Origin of the sequence: Cytobacillus sp. SAFR-174, from assembly GCF_051964675.1 — a bacterium.
In the GTDB taxonomy this organism is placed as follows: domain Bacteria; phylum Bacillota; class Bacilli; order Bacillales; family Cytobacillaceae; genus Cytobacillus.
Genome location: NZ_JBQCMZ010000028.1, coordinates 1 through 24,442, shown reverse-complemented (window position 1 = coordinate 24,442; position 24,442 = coordinate 1). Strand labels below are relative to the sequence as shown.

Below are 24,442 nucleotides of genomic sequence, written 5' to 3'. Positions count from 1 at the left end.
TGAAAAAAGCGCTGATTCAGCTTTGAATCAGCGCTTTTTCTTCATTTTTTCCAATGCCAGCATCTTCATACATTGCTTCTCCATTTCGTCTATAAGTTCAGACAGCTGTATGTAAGAATGATAAAAAGCCGGACGTGCAAAAACGAAATCCAGCCGTTCTTTAATATTCACTGGTTTTATTGACAACTCTCCGGGATCGGACAAAAGGTTTACCGGCTTCCGGTTTGTCCAATAGAGCATCTGTAAAAACAATCCCAAAGATACTTTCATCGGATCTAATGCAGCTTTCCGGTCACGGTTTGTGAAGTGCATACCAAGAAGATCCTTCTGTCCTGCCCACTCATCAATCATAACCGGAATATATTTAGCATTGTTTTCCCAAGGTCTTACTGCAGGGATTCCCGCATAAAAAGCCGCTTCATATAAAAAGGGCGGCAGCGGCTGGTAAGCGAAAAGAGATTCTTCTTTTACAGCCAATGAATCACCCCTTTTATAAAACAGGGAATGGCATAATTGTTCTTTAACAGGAATGACGATTTCTCCGGTCATTTTGCCTGCTTCACCTTCATTCGTTTTTTTCCTTCGCGGCATAAATCGAGCAGCGGGCAGATTTCACACTGAGGATTCTGTGCCTTACAGTGATATCTTCCAAAAAAGATCATACGATGATGTGTAATTGACCATTCATCCAACGGCACTTTCTTCATCAATGCTTTTTCAACTTCCAGTACAGAGTCCTTCCAGCGGCAGAAACCAAGCCTTTTGCTGACTCGTTCAACATGAGTATCAACCGCAATGGCAGGCACCCCAAAAGCCACTGAGACTACGACATTAGCTGTTTTGCGGCCTACTCCGGGGAGCTTTGTCAGCTCGTCTCTGTCGCGCGGCACTACCCCTCCATATTCAGCGAGAAGCAATCTGCATAGCTTTTGGATATTCTTGGCTTTGTTTCGATAAAGACCAATGGAACGGATATCCTCCTGTAACTCCTCTATGGAAACTTGAAGGTAATCCTCGGGGGTTTTATACTTTTGGAACAGGTTCCTTGTCACTTTGTTAACCAGTGCATCAGTACATTGTGCAGACAGTGCCACTGCTATGACCAGTTCAAACGGGTTGGAATGATTCAATTCGCAATGTGCCTCAGGGAACATTTCTCCCATTGCATCAAGGCAGTGTCTAATTTGTGTTTTATTTAACAAAGAAATCACCAACTTACTATCTTCATTATTTTTTCGGCAGCAGTGTCTGCTTACTGTTCAAGCCAATTATAAAAGGGAACAGATTTCGTTGTCTGTGACGGAGTATCCTCCCTCTTCGTCCTTTGCTGTGCTTGATTCTGTCTGAATTTTTTCCCATAGCTTTTAGCCTGTTCAATCGTTTTTATGCCGTTCTTTTTCCATTCAAAAAGAATCCTGTCTATATACCTGAAATTCAATTTACCGGACAGGACAGATTCTCTTAAGGCAGCTTTTATAATATGGGGATCATGGTGATCATCATCCATCCAAAGAGCAAGTGTTTCACATTCAAAAGGTGAAAGCGGCCTGCCAAACTCCCTTTCAAAGCAGGTATAAAGATCTGTTTCCTCCTGCTGCATCTTAGCAGCTTCCTCTTTTTTACCGGTGAGCAGAAACTGATCAATGAGCTTCTCCCAAAGCGGATCAAGATGGTAACTTTCATATCTGATTCCATCGGCAGAGTAGCTGTCTTTAATATCAATAAAGCCTTTTTGGATTAGTTTTCTTAGCATTTCCGTGCATTCAGCCACAGAAATGGTCATGCGGGAAGATAATTCTACAGGGGTGGGAAATTTATTCCCATGTTCAATATAGGAAATTACATGAAGTATCAGGACGAGTTCATGTTCATTCAAATTCATTTCTTTATATTGTGAAAGCAGGACGCCAGGTATTGAAATATTACCTTCCTGCAGCCATTTTAATAAACTATTTTTGGACATTCGGGACACCTCCTTCTCAGTATATCATGAACATAGTGACCAAAGTGAGTTGAAAAAACGGTAACTTTTCCATGAAGATTCAGCTTGACTGCCTTCTTTTGAATGTTCTAACGAAACTGGAAGAAGCAAAAAATCCGCGGGAGGCGGATTTTTGCTTTATTTATTAATTCATTTTTTATTATGGATATAGGCGGTTTAATAATCGAGGGAACGGAATTGTTTCACGTACATGCTCGACGCCGCTGATCCAGGCAACAGTTCTTTCAAGCCCAAGACCAAATCCGGAATGTGGCACTGAACCATATTGGCGAAGCTCCAGGTACCACTTGTAAGCATCCAAATCTAATTTATGTTCATCTATGCGCTGCTTAAGCAGGTCATAATCATGAATCCGCTCAGAGCCGCCGATGATTTCACCATATCCTTCAGGAGCAATCAAGTCGGCACATAGTACAACATCTTCTCTTGCAGGATCCGGCTGCATATAGAAAGGCTTCAGTGAAGTTGGATAGTGCGTGATAAAGACTGGCTTATCATAGCTTTCTGCAATAGCTGTTTCATGCGGTGCTCCAAAGTCGTCTCCCCACTGAATATCATCGAAGCCTTTTTCCTGAAGAAACTTAATTGCCTCATCATACGTGATACGCGGGAATGGTGCTGTAATTTTTTCAAGCTTTTCTGTATCACGGCCAAGTGTTTTAAGTTCAATTGGACAATTCTTAAGTACGGACTGAACAATATGAGCAACATATTCTTCCTGAACCTTTAAGTTTTCATCAAATTCACAGAAAGCCATTTCAGGTTCAATCATCCAAAATTCGATTAAATGACGGCGGGTTTTTGACTTTTCAGCACGGAAAGTCGGACCGAATGAAAATACTCTTCCAAGAGCCATCGCAGCTGCTTCCATATAAAGCTGGCCGCTTTGGGATAAATAAGCATCTTCATCAAAATACTTGGTCGCAAAAAGCTCGGACGTTCCTTCCGGTGCGCTGCCCGTCAGAATTGGCGGATCAACCTTGGAAAACCCTTGCTCATTGAAAAACTCATAAGTTGCCCGGATAATTTCATTTCTGATTTTCATGACTGCATGCTGACGGCGGGACCGCAGCCACAAGTGGCGATTATCCATAAGGAATTCAGTTCCATGCTCTTTTGGCGTAATAGGATAATCGACAGCCTGATGAAGAACTTCAAGGCCTGTCACCAGCATTTCAAATCCGAAAGGAGAACGCTCGTCCTTTTGGATTCTGCCCGTCACATATACAGAGGATTCCTGAGTGACTGATTTAGCACCTTGGAAGATTTCCTCCGGCACTTCCGCTTTTACTACAACACCTTGAATAAATCCTGTACCATCGCGCAGCTGCAAAAACGCAATCTTCCCGCTTGAACGCTTGTTGGCAATCCAAGCACCGATGGTAACTTCCTGATCAACATATTTATGAACTTGAGAAATTGTTGTTTTTATCAATTTAAGTTCCCTCCAAAAAAATCTAAGCAATCACTTCTTATGTATCGCTATATATTATACCTTCAAGGACATTGACAAGCAATAACAGTAAATTATTAATCGCTCTAATTAGGCTGAAAACATAGAAGGAAGCCGGATACGATCCGGCTTTCCCGTTTTACTATTATTTTAAGTTCTTTTCAACAAATCCATGCATCCGTTCCACTGCCTTTTCTAATAACTCAAGAGAAGTTGCATAGGATAAACGGATATTATCCGGAGCGCCAAAACCTGATCCAGGAATAACTGCAACCATCGCTTCCTCCAGAAGCGCCTCCACAAATTCATCGACACTCGCAAATCCGGTCAGTTCTGCTGCCTTTTTTACATTAGGAAACAGATAAAATGCACCTTGTGGCTTTACACAGGTAAAGCCCGGAATGCTGATTAATTTATCGTAGATAACGTTTAGTCGATGTTCGAATGCTTCTCTCATTTCTTCCAATGTATCCTGCGGCCCGGCATATGCAGCGATCGAGCCATATTGTGCTGTTGTTGTCGGGTTGGATGTACTGTGGCTGGCAAGGTTGGTCATAGCTTTGATAATACTTTTATTGCCTGCAGCATATCCAATTCTCCAGCCTGTCATAGAATGAGATTTGGATACCCCGTTAATTATAATGGTTTGTTCCTTAAGCTCTGGTGAAAGCTCAGCAATCGAAGTATGCTGATGGCTGCCATAAACCAGTTTTTCATAAATTTCATCAGATACAATCAGCACATTATGCTTCAAACATACCTCGCCAAGCTCCTTTAATTCCTCAGCAGAATAAAGCATGCCAGTCGGGTTGCTAGGAGAGTTGATAATAACAGCTTTGGTTTTGTCAGTTATGCTTTTGGACAGCTGTTCCGGAGTGATTTTAAAGTCATTTTCTTCTCTTCCCTCTGCATAAACAGGAACACCCCCGGCTAGTTTAACCTGTTCAGGATAGCTGACCCAATATGGAATCGGGATAATGACTTCATCCCCTTCATTCAGCAATACCTGGAACAGTGTATATAAGCCATGCTTTGCCCCATTGGTTACGATGATTTGTGAAGCATCATATTCAAGTCCCTGATCTATTTTAAACTTGTTTGCGATTTCTTTCTTTAATGCTGGAAGACCTGCCGATGGTGTATATTTTGTATGACCCTCATTCATGGATTTCACTGCAGCATCAATGATATGCTGTGGCGTATTAAAATCCGGTTCGCCTGCTCCCAATCCGATAACATCATGTCCCTGGGCCTTTAGTTCTTTTGCTTTAGCAGTGATTGCCAGAGTTGTTGATGGTGTTAATGCTTTTACTCTTTGTGCCAATTGAATCTCCATTGCTTGCTTCCTCCCGATTTTCTCCTGCACTGTGGCGGTGAATGCCTATGGCTACAGGTTTTCAATTTTTTTCAGCCATTCCCCTGTTTTAAAATCTATATAGTAATAATTTATTAAATTACTGCCGGAACGGTAATGAATTTCCCATAATGGAATATTTTTCTCCATCCCCAGCCGAACAGACACGATCTCAGCAGAATTCTTCTCCTGCTTGAGCCTGTTAATGGCTTCATTTTTGGAAATTCCATCGGATTGCTTCAGTGAGACGATTTTTCCTTTTTTTTCCGGAACCCAGACATATATGCTTGTACCATCATGGTCTTTGCCTTCAATCACATAGAAGGTCTCAGTTCCATGATATAAGTTGAAGTCTTCAGCTTCAGCAAGATCCGTTTCCTGTTTTGCAAGCTCAACTGCCTTTGATTCTGCTGCCCTCACTGGCTTCATACTGTTTAAGTAAATGAAAGAGCCTGCTCCAATGCTTATAGCAAGCAGAATAAGGATACCCCATAATATTTTTTTCATGTCTCCATCACTCTTTTATGTACGATAAATCGTAAAAATCGCTTTATTTTGGTCTTCCTGATCAAGCGCCAAACCGAACATCAAGTCTTTTTCTTTTAACGTTCTGTTCAGTGCATCAACAATTTTATACAGATCCGGGCTTTGCTGGATCTTCACCGTAGATAAAACCTCAATTTTGCTTTCCATTCTGGAATTCCTCCTCAGCCTCTACAATATTTGTAACTTATATACCCAACCGTTAAGGTTAAACTAACTTTACAAAGAAATAATTCTCAGTAACAGTATAACAGCAGAAATGATCAACTGGTATTAAAACAATACAAATTTTCTTCTGGTCCACCACGTCATGCTGCGCCATAAGCGCAGCTTTTTCGTTACCTTCCTTTTCAAAAGGCAAGAACTTAGCTGAGTTACACTAATTAGCCGCCAAAAATTAATTGCCTTCACAAAATCTTCCCTGGGAATTTTTCGTGAAGGTTCATTTTCTGTTTATTTGAACTCCTCACCCGGGAAAATCGTGAATAGCTCATAATTAACGTCTGTAAATTTGATGGTGACCGTACCGTGCTTTCTTGTATAATATACATCAACCCAGGCATCATTTAACAGCCGGAACAGATCTGAATCATGTTTTATAGATGGTCTGTAAAAAAGAATAGCGATCTGGGGATCCAGATGTTTAATCATCTCTTCTGATATAGAGCCATCCCCTCCAAATGCAGGAAGTTTAACAATATTAACATTCGATAACTCTTTTTCCATAAGAAATTCTTTGGCTTCCGGACTTGTCGAGTTCATAAACAATATCCGATGTCTTTTAAATATAAAGGAAATATCCATTCCTTCACCCAGGTCACTGCCTTCGTATAAAACTTCTGCATGTAATCCCGGAAAAAGCTGCTGCTTAGCATTTTGATTCCAGGCATGAAAATCGAGATCACTTATTCCTTTTTCAGACTTCAGCTCTGAAAGGGCAGATTCATTCGCTATAATTTCCCTTACCCCGAAGTTTTTGATAAGCCATTTAAGGCTTGCCTTATTATATAATTCTTTATTTGTCAGGATGACTGCTGAAATCCGATTAACGCCATATAATTCAAGGAGCTTTCTTAATTCACCCTCAGTTCCCTGCCCGCCGGTGTTAATGAGGATTTTTTCGTCATTTCCATGATGAATTAAGGCAGACTCGCCATCCGATAGAGAAAAAAACGTAAAAGCCAGTTCATCACTTTTTAATTTTAAGTCAATGCTTTCCACTTTAACAGGAACTGCCGGTGAATCTTTCGGTATGTAATACCAATTCGCAAACAGCAGCATAAAGGCGAACAGCACGTTCATCTTTCCATTCCTCCTACATTGAAACAAAAGCAGACTGAGGGTTTATTAAAACCCATCAAATTTATGATGTGTTAATCATCTAAATTTATCCTGCATTACAGATCTTTGTTCATCATAAAGGAATGAAAATGAAAATACACGAAACGTTTATAGCCAATTATTAATCAAATCAACAATTTCATCAATATTGCTTTTCTTGACAGGAATGGGAGGAATGGAATCCAGGAATGCTTTCCCATACCTTGCGGTGATGATTCTCCTGTCAAATATTACGATGACTCCCCTGTCGGAACTTGTTCGGATTAATCTCCCTACCCCCTGCTTAAAACGGATAATTGCCTCGGGCAATGAGTATTCGGAAAACGGATTTTTTCCTTTATTGGCAATTTGCTCACTCTTTGCCTGTGCCATCGGTTCATCAGGCGGTGAAAAAGGCAGTCTTACAATTACAAGACAGGAAAGATCCTCACCCGGGATATCCACACCTTCCCAAAAGCTGCTTGTCCCCAGGAGGATGGCTTTATCAAAACGCTGGAAATTTCTCGTTAGCCTTGATCTGCTCCCGCTTGTCACACCCTGGGCGATGATAGCATAGTCCTCCAGAAATCCTGATTCCTTGATAAGTTCATGGGTTTTCCTTAACATTTCATGTGAAGTGAAAAGAATCAGCATTCTTCCCTTTGCAGCTTCCGCAATTGAAATAATATGCTCGGTAATGGATGCCACATACTCCTCCAGCGGTACTGCATTAACTTCAGGCAAATCATCAGAAACTACGAGCTTAACCTGATTCTGATAATCAAAAGGAGATTGAATTTGCTTTAGAGTGCATTGCTGTTCCTCCAGCCCTAATTCTTTTACGATAAAGCTAAAGGAATTTTTTACAGATAAAGTGGCAGATGTAATGACCGCACTTTCCTTTTGGCTGAAGAATTGATCATTGAGGTATTCAGAAACCGATACAGGCTGTGCATAAACCGTTGTGGCATTTTGTGCTGCGCGCGTATCCATTTCTATCCATACAACAAATTCGGCGGCCGGCAAATGAAAGATATGCTTTAAGTCTTCATTCATATCCCGCAAATCATCCAAAATTGAAACCACTTCCTCCATTAATGCCTTTTCCTCAAGAGACAGGGCCGATTTAATTGCTGAAACTGCGCATACACGACTTTCTATGGCCTGGATTAAATCCTTAAGCATAAATCCAAAACGTTCGGCACCCGCTAATACAGCCTTCGTTTCCTTATTGGCAGCACTTTTAGTAAATCTCACTGAGATTCGATTTACGCTTTTTTTGGCTTTATTGTTCTTCTTAGCATACATCGCTATTACTCTGAACAATTCATCCATTTCATGAAGAATATCAGCTATTAATTGGTTGACTTCAAAAGAATGCAGGAAATCATCCCGTGTCCCTGCTTTCTCTTCCACCAGCTTCTCAAGCTTATAGTAGAGCTGTTTCTGTTCCATCATTCCAATTTGTCCAAGCATCAGCCGCACTGATAAATAATCCAGCTTGTTTCCAAAATGTTTCCCGGAAGCCTTAACAAAATGATGCCCTTCATCGATCACCACATGGCTGAATTCCGGCAAAATAGCAGTACTTGCAGTAAGATCCGTTAATAGCAGTGAATGATTCGTAATAATGATATCTGCCTTTTGTGCTTCCTTTCTTGCCCTCAGATAAAAATCTCTCGATATCCACGACTTATCCTGCAAAAAAGCTGTTTCATCATTCTTTATTCTGCTCCAGTAAATCATCCCGCCGCTTGACAGGTTTAATTCATCAATATCACCCGTGTCAGTCTCCAGGAGCCATACAAGAATCTGCATTTTGCTGAGGATTGTATCATAATTATCGTCATCATCTCTTAGTGTTTGAACGAACTTCGCTAGGCTGATATAGTGGCTTCTTCCCTTCAGCAATACAGCACTAAGCGGGAATGAAAGCATTTTTTGCAGCAGAGGAACATCCTTTGAAAGCAGCTGCTCCTGCAGCTGTGTTGTATATGTACTGATAATGACAGTTCTGCCGCTCTCCTTTGCATGTAAAGCCGCCGGAACAAGGTATGCCAGGGATTTCCCAACACCAGTTCCTGCCTCTATTAATGCATGCTGTTTATTTTTGAAGGCTTCATAAACCGAATCCATCATGATAAACTGGCCTTGCCTTTTTTCATAGGACGGGAAAGCTTTAACGAACAATGCCTGTTTTTCCTCTTCACAGAAAGGAAAGGCCTGAAGTCTGGATCCTGCAGACTCCTGTCGTTCCGTTCCTTTTTTTAAAGCAATGCCTCTGTGAACTTCAATATCATCTGCCAATTGCTCAATCTTGCTATCATTAGTTAAAATGTGCTGGTCCAATAATATATCAAGATCACTCTTTAAGCCTCCAGACAGCTTATGAAGCCGTTCTATGGTGGTGTGAGGAAGATTTTTAAGCTTGTTTAATAATATTAACAGGAGCTCAGCGGTAACATATGCATCGCTGTCTGCCTGATGGGGGCGTTCATGATTTAATCCTTCCCGGAGTGACAGATCCGATAATTTGTAGCTATCTGCGGTAGGAAAAAGGATTCGGGCCATCTCCACTGTATCGAGAACAGGACCGTAAAATCCGTTATATCCTGCCTCAATCAATTCTTCCTGTAAAAAAGACAAATCAAACAGAACATTGTGTGCCACAAAATAGGCACCCTCAAGCAAAGTCAGGACTTTAGGGGCAATCTCCGAAAAAAGCGGGGCATCCTCGACCATTTCATCTGACAAACCTGTCAGTTCTTCTATGAAAGGGGGAATAGATTGCTCCGGGTTTATAAGGGAGGAGTATTGCTCAGTAATTTTTCCGTTTTCGATTACCACAGCAGCGAATTGTATTATTTTATCGCCTTTTTTCGGGGCGTTCCCGGTTGTTTCCAAATCAACTACGACATATTTATTACCCATGGCTAACACCTCATATTCAGTCATTCAAAAGGTATCATAAAAACGGAAAAAGAAAAAGGCAAATACTTTTCCCTCTTTATTTTCTTTCACCTGCTCAGGTCCCTTATTCACTGACTATTATAAAAAAGAGCCGAAGCTCCTTAAGAGTTCCGCTCTGGTTAAAATACATTATAGCACTGTACTTTCCGGCTCTGCATGTATCATGTCAGCGATCCGATTCTTGCTGTCCATTATGGCTACCTTCGGTTCATGATAAGGCACCTTTTCATCAGGAACAAGAGCATATGAAATGATAATGACTATATCGCCTTCCTGGACAAGACGTGCAGCTGCCCCGTTTACGCAGATTACTCCGCTGCCTCTTTCCCCTGGAATAATATAGGTTTCAAATCTTGCACCATTGTTATTATTGACGATCTGAACCTTTTCATTGGGCGCCATTCCTACCGCTTCAATTATGTCCGTATCAATTGTGATGCTGCCAACATAATTCAGATTGGCTTCTGTTACTGTTGCACGATGGATCTTGCCATTCATCATGGTGCGAAACATGCTGCTTCCTCCCTTAACTTTCTTTTCTCACTGATATTATTGCGTTATCTATTAAACGGGCCTTTGTGAATTTAACGGCCATAGCGATAATGATTTTCTCTTCGAGACGGGTAAGCTGTTTAAGATCAGGATAGGATAGAATTTCAATGTAATCTATTTCCCCGCTTGTGTTTTTTTCAATAAATCCCCTTATGATGCTGAGAATCTTGACTGGATCGTACTCCCCTTCAGTTATTAGAGACTCCGCCATTTTAAGGCTTTGATGGAGAGCAGAGGCCTGGTCGCGTTCTGCCGGCAGAAGATGTACGTTCCGTGAGCTCTTAGCTAGACCATCTTCTTCCCTGACCGTCTGAACAGGGACAATCTCCACTGGAATATTAAAATCTCTTACAAGCCCGTCAACGACGGCCACCTGCTGGGCATCCTTCATCCCGAAATACACTTTATCCGGCTGAACAATGTTGAACAGTTTTATCAGGACTGTGGCAACACCATCAAAATGCCCTGGCCGTGATTTTCCGCATAACACATCTGTCCGCTCCTGTACCTTAGCCGTTACCGACAGTGCTGCAGGATACATATCTTCTGCTGAAGGAAAGAAAAGATAATCGCAGCCCTCTTTCTCTGCAAGGCTGCTGTCACGCTCTAAATCCCTTGGATATGTCGCTAAATCTTCTTTAGGTCCAAATTGCAGCGGATTAACAAAGATGCTGACCACTGTAACATCGTTTTCTTTCCTGGCATTCCGTAATAACGAGAGATGGCCTTCATGCAAATAGCCCATTGTCGGGACAAACCCGATTGTTTTTCCTTCCCTCTTAAGCTGTAAAGCAATCCTTTGCATTTCTCTTATATCAGTAATCGTTCTCATGCTTTTCCTCCATACAGACTCAGCAGCTCTTCCTCTTTCATCCTGAAAGAATGGGAATCATCAGGAAATGCTCCATTCTTCACTTCAGCGGAATACTTAGTAAGGCTGTCGCCGATAATCGGGTTCAGGTTTTCATACTGTTTCACGAACTTTGGAACACGATCTACACCGTATCCTAATACATCATGGTACACAAGGACCTGTCCATCGGTATCCTTGCCGGCCCCGATTCCAATGACTGGAATCGTCAATTCTTCCGTGATCTGCTTTGCCAGCTGTTTTGGAACACACTCAAGGACAAGAGCAAAGGCTCCGGCTCTCTCACATTCCCTGGCATCATCAATCAGCTTTCTGGCTGCTTCAGCGTTTTTCCCCTGGACCTTATAGCCACCCAGGACGCCAACGGATTGTGGTGTCAGTCCGAGGTGGGCAACAACAGGAATGCCTGCTTTTGTTAAGGCCATGATTTGTTGTGCAACTTCATCACCGCCTTCAAGCTTAACAGCATGTGCACCAGTCTCCTGAATGAGCCTTGCTCCATTTAACAGTGTGTCTTTCACGGATAAATGATAGCTCATAAACGGCATGTCAATTACAATGAATGTATGTTGTGCCCCCCGTTTAACAGCTTTTCCGTGATGAATCATATCCTCCATCGTAACAGGAACGGTTGAATCATAGCCCAGCACTACCATCCCCAGCGAATCCCCAACAAGTATCATGTCCACATTGGCCTTTTCAGCCTGTTTGGCAGCAGGGAAATCATAGGCGGTCAGCATGACAATTTTCTCATCATTTTCCTTCATTTTTAAAAAGTCTGTTGTTTGCTTCATCATTCGTCCTCCTTATGCAGGAAGAGGCAATAAAACTTTAATGAGTTTAAAAAAACAGAACATTAAAAAAATCCTTCTGTCGGCAGAAGGATTTTACATTAGCTCATATATCAGTTCATCCCTCTGTCCCGGTCCACTTTTTTGGATCTAGGCAGATATATTATATTTGTGTTTCCTTAAAAAAGGTGCAGTTCTGTTAAGGATACTGCCCATAAAAAGTATATCAAAAAGGGAAATGAGTTGGCTATAAAAACTTTCAGGCCGGCATTCTATACATCCAGCTCAATGTCTGCAGAATATACGTGATGGATTTTCCCGCTGCTGTCCTCAATCATCAGGACCCCATCTTCGGTAATTCCAAGGGCCTTGCCATATATGCTTCCGGTAATCGTTCTAGCAGTAAGATTTTTCCCAATGCTGACCGCATAACTTTCCCATAAAAGCTTAATCGGATAAAAGCCCTTATCTAAATAAAGTTTATACAGGTTTTCCAGTTTGCCAAGCAGGATTTTAATCAACTCAGCTCTTGAAAGCTTTTCGCCTTTTTCAATGGATAATGAAGTGGCAATTTCTTTAAGTTCATCGGGATAATCATCAAGCTGCTGGTTAACGTTGATGCCAATTCCTATGATAATAGAAATAATCCGGTCGGCATCCGCCTGCAGTTCTGTCAGAATTCCTGTAACCTTCTTCCCGTTCATCAAAATATCATTCGGCCATTTAATTTGCGGTGTTAAATTGGTCAGCTCTTCAATTGCCTGTACAACAGCCACTGCTGTAATCAGTGTAAGCTGCGGAGCTTTCGGCGGTGGAATGTTCGGCCTTAGAATAACACTCATCCATATGCCTGTTGATTTGGGAGAATGCCATCTCCTGTCCATTCTCCCCCTGCCTGAAAGCTGTTCTTCCGCAATAACGACCGTTCCTTCCTGCGCACCCTCGTATGCAAGGCGATGGGCAATCTTCTGAGTTGAATCAACACTTTCTTCATGATGAATCTGGCGTCCAAGGGTCTCAGTCTGCAAACCAAGCCTGATTTCATCAGGGGTAACTTTTTCAGGTGTTTTTATTATCCGATAACCTTTTCTTCTGACCGCTTCCAATTCAAAGCCTTCTTTCCTCAGCTCCTCAATATGCTTCCATACAGCCGTTCTTGAACATCCAATCAGGTCAGCTAAATACTGGCCTGAAAGATATTCCTCATTGCTTTTCGTAAAAGCATCAATCAATTTGTTCCTGATTTCTGATTGCACTTTATGAGCCACTCCCTTATGGATTCATTGCTATTACTCACTTCGCCGCGCAAGACTGCTTTTTCGGTTTTTTCAAGCTCCGCTTTAATCCAGGGACCAGGAGGTTTGCCAAACCAATTCATCAGCTGATCTCCAGTAAGCTGAAGGTCGCTTCTTTCTTTAATCGGCAGAGAATTATATTGACTCAGCAGGCTGTCTGTTCCCCTGCTTGAGTCCTCATGCAAGATTACGTTAAGGACCCGTTCCGCATTCAGGGATTTGTCCCCTGCCTGATAAAGGGAATAGGCCTCCCACTGGTTTTTGGCTCTGTACCGGATCCAGCTGATAATCGAAACTATCCTTTTTGTTCTCTTTACAGGCAGTTTCCAGTTCTTCAGAAAATCTTCAGCCTGTGACTGGTCCAACTTAAAGTTATACACAAGAAAGGCCCACATTTCATCTCCTGTCAGATCAGCTGCATTATATTTCTCCGCCTCTTTTAATTCCTGTTGGAAGCCTGACATTTTTGGCAGATAATTAGACAATCCTGTTTCCGCAATGACCTTAAGAGCTTTCATCCTGCCGGTTCCCGCTAATAACTTTTCGAACTCTGCCAGCTTTCTTTCAACTGCTATGTTTTCAAGTAAATGTGACAGGGATGCCAAAGCATCATAAGTGTTTCTTTCAATCTCAAATGCCAGCTGGCTAAAAAAGCGGACTGCTCTCATCATTCGAAGGGCATCTTCAGTAAATCTCTCAGCCGGCTTGCCTACAGTGCAAATTTTTTTTCCCTCTATAGCGCCCCTCCCGTTAAAAGGATCGATAATCAGCCCTTCTTTATCCATGGCCATCGCGTTCATCGTAAAATCTCTTCTTTTCAAATCCTCTTCCAGTGATCTGATAAATTGCACTTCTGAAGGCCGCCTAAAATCCAGGTATTCAGCCTCTGTTCGGAAGGTTGTAATTTCATAGGGTATGCCATGGTATAGTACCACCACAGTGCCATGCTCAATACCCACATCAAGTGTTCTTGAAAATATGGCTTTTACTTCGTCCGGGGTAGCCGAAGTTGCAATATCAACGTCTGCAATTTCTTTTCCAAGTATATAATCCCTGACAGAGCCTCCTACAAAATAGGCCTCAAAACCTGCATCCTCAAGCTTCTCGAGCACAGGAACTGCCTTTGCAAAAGCTTCATTCATCAAAGGTCACCTTTTTCCAAAAGTTCATAATATAGCTCTTCATATTGACTGACAATGCGGCCGGCACTGAAACTGTCCTTTGCAAGCGAAATGGATTGTGAAGAGAACCGTTCTAGCAGTTTCTCATCAGTAAGCAATTTAATCGCTTTTAGCGAGATTTCAGTTATATCGCCCAAAGTGCAAATATAGCCGGTCTCACCATCACTGATTACTTCGGGAATTCCACCGACATCAGTACCGATGCATGGCACTCCGCATGCCATTGCCTCAAGAGCAACAAGTCCAAAGCTTTCCTTTTCCGATAATAAGAGCATTAAATCACTGATGCTGTAAAGCTCCTCCACATTGTCCTGCTTTCCCAAAAACAAAACCTTGTCTTTAAGCTTCAGGTCATTCACCAGTCTGCATATAACGCTCATTTCCGGTCCGTCTCCTACTAATAGCAGCTTTGAAGGAACTTCTTCAGAAATTTTTGCAAAGGCCTTCACAACATCAGGCACCCGCTTTACACCGCGGAAGTTAGATACATGGATGATCACCTTTTCATCAGCTTTTATTCCATATTCTTCTTTTAGGTAAAGAGAATCGGTTTTCCTGTATATTCTTTCATCTATAAAGTTATAAACTGCTCTTATGGACTTATCAGGTTTGATCAGGTCATAAGTTTGTGATATTAAAGCTTTGGAAACAGCTGTAACTCCATCAGACTTTTCGATTCCAAAACGTATCGCATCTGTAAGGGATGGGTCGTACCCGAGAACTGTAATATCTGTTCCATGAAGGGTGGTAACAATCTTAATGTCTGTACCGCTCATCTGCTTTGCCAGAATCGCGCAAACTGCATGGGGAATCGCATAATGCACGTGCAGCAGATCAAGGCCCTCGCGTTTTATCACTTCCGCCATTTTACTTGCCAGCGCGATATCGTAAGGAGCATATTGAAATACGGAGTATTGATTGACATCCACCTGATGATAAAAAATATTGGGGTACATCCTTTTTAGTCTAAAAGGGAGGCTTGATGAAATAAAATGTATTTCATGGCCTTTTTCGGCAAGCATTTTCCCTAATTCTGTTGCTACAACACCTGAACCTCCCACCGTGGGATAGCAGGTTATACCTATTTTTAATTTTTTTCTCATATTTCTCCACCGAATATATCCATATTTACCAGTAAGGGATTCTTCACTTTAAAACCTTCTGCATATTGCACCCCTGCCTGTTTTCCAAATAAACTTTCCCTCGCTGCAACAGTTTCAATATAACCGTTGACAAGCGGTGTATCAAATGAACCTGGGCTTTTTGCAAATTGACTCTGATAGGACTCGAGACCTGCAATTTTTTTATCCATAAATGAAGAGATATCGATTAGGAAGTCAGGCTTATGGAAGCCATTTATCATGTAAAAGTGCAGGCTTTTCACTTTATGCGGAGCAAAATTGCCGCCTGTTTCATATTTCTTGATTCCGGCTGAAAAGACGGCTTCTTCCACTAGGCGGGCACAATGCCCGTGGTCTGGATGCCTGTCCTCCATATATGGCGCAAACACAAGGGCAGGCCTATATTTGCGGATCATTTCAGCAATCTTTTTTATGTATTCCTGGTTATAAAATAAGCCCCTGTCAGGCAGATTAAGATTCTCACGGACACTAACTCCCAGAATGCCTGCTGCTTTCAGCGATTCGTCTTTACGGATTTCAATCGTCCCATTGGAAGAAAGCTCTGCCTGAGTTAAGTCACATATTCCAATCTTTTTGCCGATAGAGGCAAATTTGGCAATTGTGCCGCCCATGCCGATTTCAACATCATCAGCATGCGCGCCAAATGCCAAAATATCGAGGTTATCCGGGTTCATTCATGTCACCTTTTTCACTTACAATATTTCTCCAGGATAAATCATTGCGTTCAAGGCCTTTAATAATAATTTCAGCTGTGCCCATATTGGTCGCGAGCGGCACAGCATATACGTCACAGAGGCGCACCAAAGCTGAGACATCCGGTTCATGAGGCTGAACAGTCAGAGGATCTCTGAAGAAAAACACAACATCCATTTTATTGTTGGCAATTAAAGCACCAATTTCCTGGTCCCCGCCAAGTGGTCCGGACTGAAAACGATGAATGGAAAGGCCAGTTTCTTTCATGATGCGGGAACCGGTTGTTCCGGTAGCATAAAGGGTATGTTCAGCAAGAATGGATTTATAGGCGATCGTAAATCTTACAATATCATCCTTTTTCTTATCATGGGCTATTAAGGCAATATTCATGTCGGCACCCCTTTCTAATCGATAATATTTTCGAGACCATAAACGAGTGTATCAATTTTCAAAACCGTATCAACAGCAAGTTTTACTCCTGACATAAAGGAAGCTCTATTATATGAGTCATGACGGATGGTCAATGTCTGGCCCTCAGAGCCGAACATCACCTGCTGATGAGCAATCAGGCCGGGCAGGCGTACAGAATGTATATGCATGCCATCGAAATTTGCACCTCTGGCACCAGGAATCGTTTCCTTCTCCTCCGGGTGCCCCTGCTCCTTTTTCGTTCTTACATCAGCAATCATCTCCGCTGTTTTAACTGCAGTACCAGATGGAGCATCCAATTTCTGGTCATGGTGCAGCTCAATAATTTCCACATCATTAAAATACCTTCCTGCCAATTGGGAGAATTTCATCATTAATACAGCACCAAGTGCAAAGTTTGGGGCAATAATGCAGCCAATTCCTTTTTCATGGCAAAGTTCTTCAAGCTCTTTCAGATTATCCTTCGAAAATCCTGTTGTTCCCACAACTGGCCTTACACCATATTCCAAGGCAGTTTTTGTATGGAACATTCCTACTTCCGGAGTTGTCAAATCGATCAGTACGTCGGGACTCAGCTCCTGAAAGGCTAGGGCCAGATCTGTGTACACCGGAACATGGCCAAATTGCGAGAAGCCTTCAAAATCGCTAAGAAAGCCACCGCCATTTTTATGGTCGATCACGGCAGCTAACTCATAGTTCTCAGTTCGATTAACAAGCTGGACGGCTTCGCTTCCCATCCTCCCCCGGGGTCCCGCTATAATAACTTTTACTTTATCCATTTTCCTCTCTCCTCTACTCTTCAATTCTTGTCCATCTGTCTTTATCGCGTGTGCTGAATTTTTCCATGACACGATCGTGCGCTTCTTCTAAGTCAATATTTAAGGAATTAGCAAAGCATATTAGAACAAAGAGCATATCTCCAAGCTCATCCTCGATAGCCTTTTCTTCCTCTGTGGATTTTTTTGGTTTTTCACCATAGTGATGGTTCACTTCCCTGGATAGTTCCCCAAGTTCCTCGGTCATCCTTGCAAGCATGGCCAATGGGCTGAAATAACCTTCTTTAAATTGGCTTATGTATTTGTCAACGTCTGTTTGCATGTCTTTCATTGTTTTTGGTCTCTCCATACTTTCACCTCTGTTTTTATTACATGTTCTATATACGGGATTTCCACTTTTCATGTTAAGCTATAGCTCAGCCATTTTACAAATATTTTTTATCATTGCTTATAGATGGTCTGTCTGCCGCTTCTTATCCTTTGATGTTATTGCTCTTATAATCTGTATCTTATATAATTAGATACGCTTTGGTATTGTGATATTCAGGCAGCGGAGGGATAATATGTTTTATGGATTGAAATTTAAGAATATTTTTTTCATTTTGCTTGGCTCGGCCATTTTTTCATGGGGCCTTGTTCACTTTAATATGCAAAATAACTTGGCTGAAGGCGGTTTCACTGGTATTACCCTGCTTTTATACTTCCTTTTCGAGTGGGACCCTTCCTATACTAACCTTCTGCTAAATATACCTCTTTTCTTTATCGGATGGAAACTACTGGGAAGGAATGTTTTTCTTTATACCATCATCGGAACGGTCGGTGTGTCCCTATTCCTATGGATTTTTCAGCGTTACCAGATTGAAATGCCATTAAAAGAGGATTTGACTCTTGCTTCCTTATTCGCGGGTGTTTTTATCGGGATCGGCCTTGGCACCATTTTCAGGTTTGGAGGCACAACAGGCGGAGTTGATATAATTGCCAGGCTTGTACATAAATATGCTGGAGTCAGCATGGGAAAGACAATGTTCATTTTTGACTTTTTTGTGATTGCCCTATCATTAATTACATATTTGAACTACAGGGAAGCCATGTATACGCTGGTTGCTGTTTTTGTGGGTGCAAAAGTAATTGATTTCATGCAGGAAGGGGCTTATGCAGCAAGAGGGGCCATGATCATATCAGAACAAAACGATGCAATTGCCGATAAAATCATGAAAGAAATGGATCGGGGCGTTACCGTGTTAAAAGGACACGGTTCTTTCACAAAAAAAGAGCGGGAAGTATTGTATTGTGTTGTCGGCCGCAATGAAATTGTGCGGTTAAAAAATGCGATTACTTCTGTTGATCCCCATGCATTTGTTTCTGTCACAGCTGTACATGACGTGCTGGGAGAAGGCTTTACTTTGGATGAAAATAAAAAGCCGGTTGAACGCTAAAAATCAATGTGATGTCCCAAGGGCATCACTTTTTTTCATTAAAAAAGCCGGCATTGCCGGCTTTTTACTCAGATCTGGTCATTCCTGTGTAAATAAGAATTAAACGCAGCAATTCCAGCACAGCCACGGCTGCTGCCGCCACATATGTCAACGCAGCTGCATTCAATACTTTCTTAGTCTCTCTTTCTTCATCGTTTCTGATAATTCCAAGGGATACTACCTGATCCATCGCACGATTGGAAGCATTGAACTCTACCGGAAGTGTGATCACCTGAAAAACCACTGCAGCTGCCATGAAGATAATTCCAAGCAGCACCATACCGCTCAACCCAGCAAAAAAACCGATCATGATTAAAATCCAGGAGAAGTTTGAACCAAGATTCGCAACAGGTACGAGTGCATGGCGGAAACGCAGAAAAGCGTAATCCTGATTATCCTGGATAGCATGGCCAACTTCATGGGCTGCAATGGCAGCTGCAGCCACAGAATGGCCATGATAATTTGTTGCTGAAAGTCTGACTGTCTTGGATCGCGGATCATAATGATCTGTTAGGTGCCCCCTGGTTTCTTCAACGCCAACTTTATATAGACCATTCTCATCCAGAATTCTTCTGGCTACTTCAGCACCCCTCATTTGCGTGGATGAAGGAACTTTTGAATATTTGCTGTAAGCTCCCTTTACTTTCATTTGTGCCCAAAGCGGAACAAGAATAATTATTGCAAAATAAATGAGATATCCTCCCATTCTGTTACCTCCCAATAAGCTGATCATGGTGAATTTCAACCGCTGGCCTGCAGTTATCCAGCATACAAATCGCTCTGCCTATCTTTTCCCTTTTATCTTGATTACAAAACGGGAAAAGACTCTCATTATTCTTTTTGTTCAAAGATAAGAGTGTATAAATTTTTGAACTTCGAGGCCTGTCTAGCTCCAGCACCTACCCCCTCGAGGTCACAAGCGGATTCCCCCAAAAAGGCAAAGAACGCCTTTCCGTGAGGCTCGTCTTGTGCTTGTCGGGGGTGAGCAAAGTGCTTCCGCTTTTCTTATTAAGATCGATTTTTTTGTCTTGCCCTGTCTCCCTTATATTTTCTCCAACCTACGTAAGATAATGTAATGATGATTATGCTCCCTGTTGAGATGATCACCCACCAGAGGGATGGATCCGTTTCATCCTCTGTCATTTCATCAAAGATAGTCTGCAGATCATTTTCCAATGCAGCAAGTTCCTGCTGGCTTGCCTGCTGGGAAAGCACCTGCGGCCGATAATGATCGATAAAATTTATGCGGGCGTTAAGTTTTTGTACCTTTTCTGCATCCACATCAATCTTCAGACTGGGATAAATAACCTCATATAAAGACAAAAAGGAATTCAAACGTGAATGGAAGTTCTCGTTATTGCCGCTGTATGCCGCTTCCTTGACCTCACCAAACACTGACATGATCGGCTTCTCCATTTCAGTCCATAAAGGCTGATATTTGGAGGAAATCGCATCCATTACGAGGCGGAATTTTGTAGCATGATTCAGCCGTTCCTCGTGGCTCATAGATGTATTTACCGCAGCTTGTACAGCATCATCATGAGAGACGGTAATAATCCGCAGTTCGTCCATTGTAAATGGCCTATCCTTGCCGTTTACAGCAACGAATTGCTCGGAGAAATACTCCAACAGCTTCTTGGCATCCTCATACCTGTGAAGCTTAACCATCTGTAAAGCTTCATTAGATAATTGATCTAATTTATCTATTTTTGTTGTCTTATCTGCAGACACCATTCCAGGCAATAACATAATAATGAATAAGAATGCGATTACTTTTCGCCTCATCAAACTTGTCCCCCCTCAAATTACTATTAGATAAATATGAAAAGAGGGACAAGGTTAGACCAGAAAATAATTTCGGGAACTATTATATTTAATTTGCGTGCCAGGAGTCATTACAACTTTTATATTAAAGGTCCATTTCTCAAAGGTATTTTTTGCTGCGAATTATGCTCGTTGATTTCCGCTGCGGGCACTTGCTTTCCGCGGGGAGGAACGGGAGCCTCCTCCCGCAGGAGTCAAGCGCCCTCCGCTCCAATCAACTCAGTAAATGAAACTAAGTTATTAAAAATCAACATGATTTATGAGAATAACCGCATTAAAACTTTGATAAAGCTATTTCACAATATCCAGACTAAACCGATTCTTTCTTAGGACGAAGTAATACGCTGTTCCTAGTGAGAAAATGCTGAGCCAGAATGTAAAATAGCCGATTTGCGGTGTGTAAAGATTTAAAATCGGATAGCGGGGAAGCATGAAAAAGACATAATCAATTACATCATTGTGCAGAGTCCAGATACCCGTAATGACTAGATGCCATGTTTTGAAGCGATAGAATGGTGCGTAAAGAACACCCTGGACTGCCATAGCACCATGGGAGAAGATCAGCATGAGAGCAACAGGATCCAATTCACCTGTAACCTGAAATACGAGCAAATTCATAACTACGGCCCATATTCCGTATTTAATAAGGGTTACAATTGCTAAAGCTTCCATCAATGGCCAATTTTTGCCCATTAGAAAGGCGATAAGCACAAACATAAAAAACAGGCTCGCTGTAGGGCTGTCGGGTACGAAAGGCAAGAAAATAGCCGGTGTATCTACCAGCTGCCACTTATACCATATATACCCATAGATGGTGCCTGCTGTGTTAATAATCAGAAGCAGTATCAGCATAGCTCTGCTGCCTAATAAAGGATAAATCCATTTCATGTTTTTTCTCCTTTTCTTTATGTACACGATTATTTCATTATTTTACCACATCAAACTCCTGTAAAAAAACGAGTAATTTTTGGGCAAAAAAAAGAAGCTGGCAAAGCCAGCTCCTTTTAAATTATTTGCTTTCAAGGCCAGAAATAAATTCAGCAAGCTTTTGAAGTTCTTCATCAGAGCCTTTGAACATTCCTGGAGGCATAGCGCCTTTACCGTTTTTAGCAATGTCAGCTACTTCTTCAGGTGTTAACCCAGTGTCTACAAGTGCAGGTGAACCTGCACCACCCTGAAGATCTCCTCCGTGGCAGGAAATACAGCCGTTTGCTTCAAAAATCTTGTAGCCTTCGTCTTCTTTATCAAACTCTGCTTCAGCCACAATCTTACCTTGCTGTGCTGCCGCCTCCCAATCATGATGGGCAACAGACTCCCAAGTCAAATACGTGATGCCGGCTAAAGCCAATAGCATAAAGCCGGTTGCTAAAGGACGCTTGGACGGACGGCGTTCAGGTCCGCGATCAATGAATGGTGCAAGCAGCAATGCTCCGAATGCAAGACCCGGAATAATGAAAGCACCGATCGCATTATAAGGTCCGGAAGCATAGCTGTATTTCAGAAGCTGGTACAAGAACAGGAAGTACCAGTCTGGCAGCGGAATATAAGCTGTATCACTTGGATCAGCAATTTTTTCTAACGGCGGCTCATGCGCAATTGTCAAGCATAGGAAACCGATAAGGAATACAGCCCCTACCATCCATTCCTTTAACAGGAAGTTTGGCCAGAATGCTTCTGTTTTTCCTGGATATTCCGAATAGTCCTTCGGAATATTCGGTTTGCGTTCTGCAGGAACACGAGAGTCACCTACGAATTTCATACCTTTACCACGATGCATTGGGCGATTTCCCCTCCTTTTGCAATGATCATAAAATTATTTCTTACAACGGTCCTGAAATACCCTGCTTACGAATCATAATAAAGTGGGCAGCCATTAACCCGAATAATGCAGCCGGTAAGAAGAATACATGGATAGCAAAGAATCGGGTGATCGTCTGCGCGCCGACAATATCAGAATGTCCTGCAATAAGTATTTTCAGATATTCTCCAATCAGCGGAGTTGATTCTACAATCTGGATTGTTACTTTTGTAGCGAAAAGGGCTTTCATATCCCAAGGCAATAAGTAACCTGTAAGTCCAAGTGCAAGCATTATGAAGAAAATAAGCACTCCGACAACCCAGTTTAATTCACGGGGCTTCTTATAAGCTCCCTGGAAGAAAACACGTAACGTATGTAGGAACATCATTACGATTACCAAACTTGCTCCCCAGTGGTGCATTCCGCGGACAATCTGCCCGAATGCAACATGGTTTTGAAGATAATACACGGATTCCCATGCATTTTTGATATCCGGAACATAGTACATTGTCAGGAACATACCGGATAAGATTTGAATTACAGTAACGAAGAACGTCAGACCGCCAAAACAGTAAACGAATGCGGAGAAATGATGTGCAGGGTTTACATGCTCAGGCACTTCATGGTCAGCAATATCCCGCCAGATCGGCGTAATATCTAAACGCTCATCTACCCAATCATAAATTTTGTTTAACAATTATTACGCCTCCTTTCGCGGTTCAGCCTTGCCTAAATACAAGAAGCCATCTTTTTCTTTGTAAGGAAATACATCAAGTGATGCAACCGGCGGTGTACCAGGAACGTTTGTCCCATCCTTTGTATAAAGGCCGCCATGGCAAGGGCAATAGAAATGATCAGGGTTTGACTTGTCAGTATTCCAGTCAACTACGCACCCTAAATGCTTACATACTGGAGACAATGCAACAATTTCACCTTTATCATCCTTATAAACCCAAGCAGTGCCGGTAACTTCGGATGTGTACCATGCATCCTGCTGCTCGTAAGTGTAATCAACCCTTGTCGGCTTTTCAGTAATTTCAGCCACTTTTTGCTTTGTTGGAATAAAATCACTTTCACCAGCTGCCTGCAATACAGGATCAACCGCAAAACGGACCATCGGCATAAGCATGCCTGCTGCCATGAAACCGCCTACACCAGTAAGTGTATAGTTCAGGAATTGACGTCTAGAAACTCGATTTTTGCTCATACTTTTCCCCCCTCTATTATGAAGTTAAGTCCAACGGACAAAATTCAACACAATATAAAACTAGGACATAACAATGATATATCAATCTTTATGCAAGGTCAATATAATCCTTTGGCGAAACATGTAAATAGAGCGACTTAACATTCACACTATTCACCATTTTGCCACTTTTGAACAAAAAGATTCAGCAGCTGTTTCACCTGGTCATCCAGAATGGAATTCCGATAATTCTCATCCATATGCTCAAGAGGCAGGGATGGCAGCCAAATCAAACCTCCTTCCAGCCGGTCTTCGAACGTTTTCCACATGCTGTCCGAAGTTAAAAGGAAGATATGCTTAAATCCCTGTGCCTTCAATTCTGCTTCCCATTGGCCCAAGCCGCTGATCAGACTCTCTTCTGATGCCGGTTTCAGATAGGCATATCCAGGCAGCATGATGAGGCGTCCTCTGAATTGCCTTTCAAGCTGCACACTTAGAAGCGATATAAATTCAGTCATCGCTACAGACTGCTTGATATCATCGCCAAATGATACAGGAAGGAGCGGCAGAACAGCAGTGTCTACATATTGCTTTTCTTTTAGGAACATGTCGATATCCTGTGATATCCATTTCATATCATTCACTCCATTACATATATTTGCCTTCCTTAATATATCATTAATGCTTAGAATGCTTCAAATCAGAGAATGCAGGCAATCGAGTAGGAGGGGGTGATTAACCCCCGACCTCTCACACCACCGTACGTACCGTTCGGTATACGGCGGTT

27 protein-coding genes are annotated in these 24,442 nt (G+C 42.1%); 1 reads left to right on the top strand and 26 read right to left on the bottom strand.

Going from position 1 to position 24,442, the window contains the following annotated elements; all coding sequences use genetic code 11:
• Positions 1-27: 27 nt before the first annotated feature.
• From ACTHRG_RS21170 to ACTHRG_RS21080, 19 genes are all read right to left on the bottom strand, one after another.
• The gene (locus tag ACTHRG_RS21170) at positions 28-549 is read right to left on the bottom strand and encodes a YpoC family protein (RefSeq protein WP_440231900.1); all 522 of its coding nucleotides are present in this window, start codon (positions 547-549) and stop codon (positions 28-30) included.
• Positions 546-1,202, bottom strand: coding sequence for an endonuclease III (nth, locus tag ACTHRG_RS21165; protein WP_076260547.1), 657 nt, complete (start codon positions 1,200-1,202; stop codon positions 546-548). The genes ACTHRG_RS21170 and nth overlap by 4 nt, the downstream gene beginning before the upstream one ends.
• 50 nt (positions 1,203-1,252) lie before the next feature.
• The gene (locus tag ACTHRG_RS21160) at positions 1,253-1,963 is read right to left on the bottom strand and encodes a DnaD domain protein (protein WP_440231899.1); all 711 of its coding nucleotides are present in this window, start codon (positions 1,961-1,963) and stop codon (positions 1,253-1,255) included.
• Positions 1,964-2,141: 178 nt separating this feature from the next.
• A complete protein-coding gene (gene asnS / locus ACTHRG_RS21155) occupies positions 2,142-3,434 on the bottom strand; it encodes an asparagine--tRNA ligase (RefSeq protein WP_175609139.1) in 1,293 nt (430 codons plus the stop codon).
• Positions 3,435-3,600: 166 nt separating this feature from the next.
• The gene (locus tag ACTHRG_RS21150) at positions 3,601-4,785 is read right to left on the bottom strand and encodes a pyridoxal phosphate-dependent aminotransferase (protein ID WP_440231920.1); all 1,185 of its coding nucleotides are present in this window, start codon (positions 4,783-4,785) and stop codon (positions 3,601-3,603) included.
• A 57-nt stretch (positions 4,786-4,842) separates the two neighbouring features.
• Complete coding sequence (locus ACTHRG_RS21145) at positions 4,843-5,316, bottom strand: cell wall elongation regulator TseB-like domain-containing protein (protein ID WP_076260536.1); 474 nt, start codon at positions 5,314-5,316, stop codon at positions 4,843-4,845.
• A 15-nt stretch (positions 5,317-5,331) separates the two neighbouring features.
• Positions 5,332-5,502 carry a YpmA family protein gene (locus tag ACTHRG_RS21140; protein ID WP_009332715.1) on the bottom strand — a complete coding sequence of 57 codons (171 nt, stop codon included), beginning with the start codon at positions 5,500-5,502 and terminating at the stop codon, positions 5,332-5,334.
• Between the two features lie 303 nt (positions 5,503-5,805).
• Positions 5,806-6,654, bottom strand: coding sequence for an ATP-dependent DNA helicase (locus ACTHRG_RS21135; protein WP_440231898.1), 849 nt, complete (start codon positions 6,652-6,654; stop codon positions 5,806-5,808).
• A 147-nt stretch (positions 6,655-6,801) separates the two neighbouring features.
• Positions 6,802-9,603: an ATP-dependent DNA helicase DinG gene (gene dinG / locus ACTHRG_RS21130; protein ID WP_440231897.1), complete on the bottom strand. Its 2,802-nt coding sequence runs from the start codon at positions 9,601-9,603 to the stop codon at positions 6,802-6,804.
• Positions 9,604-9,771: 168 nt separating this feature from the next.
• The gene (gene panD, locus ACTHRG_RS21125; RefSeq protein WP_076260528.1) at positions 9,772-10,155 is read right to left on the bottom strand and encodes an aspartate 1-decarboxylase; all 384 of its coding nucleotides are present in this window, start codon (positions 10,153-10,155) and stop codon (positions 9,772-9,774) included.
• Between the two features lie 13 nt (positions 10,156-10,168).
• Positions 10,169-11,026, bottom strand: a complete 858-nt coding sequence (gene panC / locus ACTHRG_RS21120; protein WP_440231895.1) for a pantoate--beta-alanine ligase — start codon at positions 11,024-11,026, stop codon at positions 10,169-10,171.
• Positions 11,023-11,859: a 3-methyl-2-oxobutanoate hydroxymethyltransferase gene (panB, locus tag ACTHRG_RS21115; RefSeq protein ID WP_335687261.1), complete on the bottom strand. Its 837-nt coding sequence runs from the start codon at positions 11,857-11,859 to the stop codon at positions 11,023-11,025. Before panB ends, panC begins: the two co-directional genes overlap by 4 nt.
• Before the next feature lie 269 nt (positions 11,860-12,128).
• On the bottom strand, positions 12,129-13,112 hold the full coding sequence (locus ACTHRG_RS21110; RefSeq protein ID WP_083675395.1) for a biotin--[acetyl-CoA-carboxylase] ligase: 984 nt from the start codon (positions 13,110-13,112) through the stop codon (positions 12,129-12,131).
• Complete coding sequence (locus ACTHRG_RS21105; RefSeq protein WP_440231893.1) at positions 13,085-14,293, bottom strand: CCA tRNA nucleotidyltransferase; 1,209 nt, start codon at positions 14,291-14,293, stop codon at positions 13,085-13,087. The genes ACTHRG_RS21110 and ACTHRG_RS21105 overlap by 28 nt, the downstream gene beginning before the upstream one ends.
• The gene (gene bshA, locus ACTHRG_RS21100) at positions 14,293-15,435 is read right to left on the bottom strand and encodes an N-acetyl-alpha-D-glucosaminyl L-malate synthase BshA (protein WP_076260516.1); all 1,143 of its coding nucleotides are present in this window, start codon (positions 15,433-15,435) and stop codon (positions 14,293-14,295) included. The genes ACTHRG_RS21105 and bshA overlap by 1 nt, the downstream gene beginning before the upstream one ends.
• A complete protein-coding gene (gene bshB1 / locus ACTHRG_RS21095) occupies positions 15,432-16,148 on the bottom strand; it encodes a bacillithiol biosynthesis deacetylase BshB1 (RefSeq protein ID WP_076260514.1) in 717 nt (238 codons plus the stop codon). The genes bshA and bshB1 overlap by 4 nt, the downstream gene beginning before the upstream one ends.
• Complete coding sequence (gene mgsA, locus ACTHRG_RS21090) at positions 16,135-16,557, bottom strand: methylglyoxal synthase (protein ID WP_076260512.1); 423 nt, start codon at positions 16,555-16,557, stop codon at positions 16,135-16,137. The genes bshB1 and mgsA overlap by 14 nt, the downstream gene beginning before the upstream one ends.
• A 14-nt stretch (positions 16,558-16,571) precedes the next feature.
• Complete coding sequence (dapB, locus tag ACTHRG_RS21085; RefSeq protein ID WP_076260509.1) at positions 16,572-17,375, bottom strand: 4-hydroxy-tetrahydrodipicolinate reductase; 804 nt, start codon at positions 17,373-17,375, stop codon at positions 16,572-16,574.
• 13 nt (positions 17,376-17,388) lie between these two features.
• On the bottom strand, positions 17,389-17,721 hold the full coding sequence (locus tag ACTHRG_RS21080) for a nucleotide pyrophosphohydrolase (protein WP_440231892.1): 333 nt from the start codon (positions 17,719-17,721) through the stop codon (positions 17,389-17,391).
• A gap of 214 nt (positions 17,722-17,935) precedes the next feature.
• Between ACTHRG_RS21080 and ACTHRG_RS21075 the strand changes: the two genes are divergently transcribed.
• A complete protein-coding gene (locus tag ACTHRG_RS21075) occupies positions 17,936-18,808 on the top strand; it encodes a YitT family protein (protein WP_076260504.1) in 873 nt (290 codons plus the stop codon).
• A gap of 64 nt (positions 18,809-18,872) precedes the next feature.
• On the opposite strand, the gene ACTHRG_RS21070 is transcribed toward ACTHRG_RS21075, so the two are convergent.
• From ACTHRG_RS21070 to ACTHRG_RS21040, 7 genes are all read right to left on the bottom strand, one after another.
• On the bottom strand, positions 18,873-19,553 hold the full coding sequence (locus tag ACTHRG_RS21070) for a zinc metallopeptidase (protein WP_048008306.1): 681 nt from the start codon (positions 19,551-19,553) through the stop codon (positions 18,873-18,875).
• A 302-nt stretch (positions 19,554-19,855) separates the two neighbouring features.
• Positions 19,856-20,632: a sporulation protein YpjB gene (gene ypjB / locus ACTHRG_RS21065; RefSeq protein WP_048008305.1), complete on the bottom strand. Its 777-nt coding sequence runs from the start codon at positions 20,630-20,632 to the stop codon at positions 19,856-19,858.
• Between the two features lie 330 nt (positions 20,633-20,962).
• Positions 20,963-21,559: a DUF1405 domain-containing protein gene (locus tag ACTHRG_RS21060; protein WP_076260501.1), complete on the bottom strand. Its 597-nt coding sequence runs from the start codon at positions 21,557-21,559 to the stop codon at positions 20,963-20,965.
• Between the two features lie 121 nt (positions 21,560-21,680).
• A complete protein-coding gene (locus tag ACTHRG_RS21055; RefSeq protein WP_076260498.1) occupies positions 21,681-22,448 on the bottom strand; it encodes a menaquinol-cytochrome c reductase cytochrome b/c subunit in 768 nt (255 codons plus the stop codon).
• Positions 22,449-22,491: 43 nt separating this feature from the next.
• Positions 22,492-23,166 (bottom strand): menaquinol-cytochrome c reductase cytochrome b subunit, encoded by a 675-nt coding sequence (gene qcrB, locus ACTHRG_RS21050; protein WP_035330156.1) that lies wholly within the window; start codon positions 23,164-23,166, stop codon positions 22,492-22,494.
• 3 nt (positions 23,167-23,169) lie between these two features.
• Positions 23,170-23,676, bottom strand: a complete 507-nt coding sequence (locus ACTHRG_RS21045) for a ubiquinol-cytochrome c reductase iron-sulfur subunit (protein WP_048008301.1) — start codon at positions 23,674-23,676, stop codon at positions 23,170-23,172.
• A gap of 149 nt (positions 23,677-23,825) precedes the next feature.
• Positions 23,826-24,290, bottom strand: coding sequence for a YpiF family protein (locus ACTHRG_RS21040; RefSeq protein ID WP_076260496.1), 465 nt, complete (start codon positions 24,288-24,290; stop codon positions 23,826-23,828).
• Between the last annotated feature and the right edge of the window lie 152 nt (positions 24,291-24,442).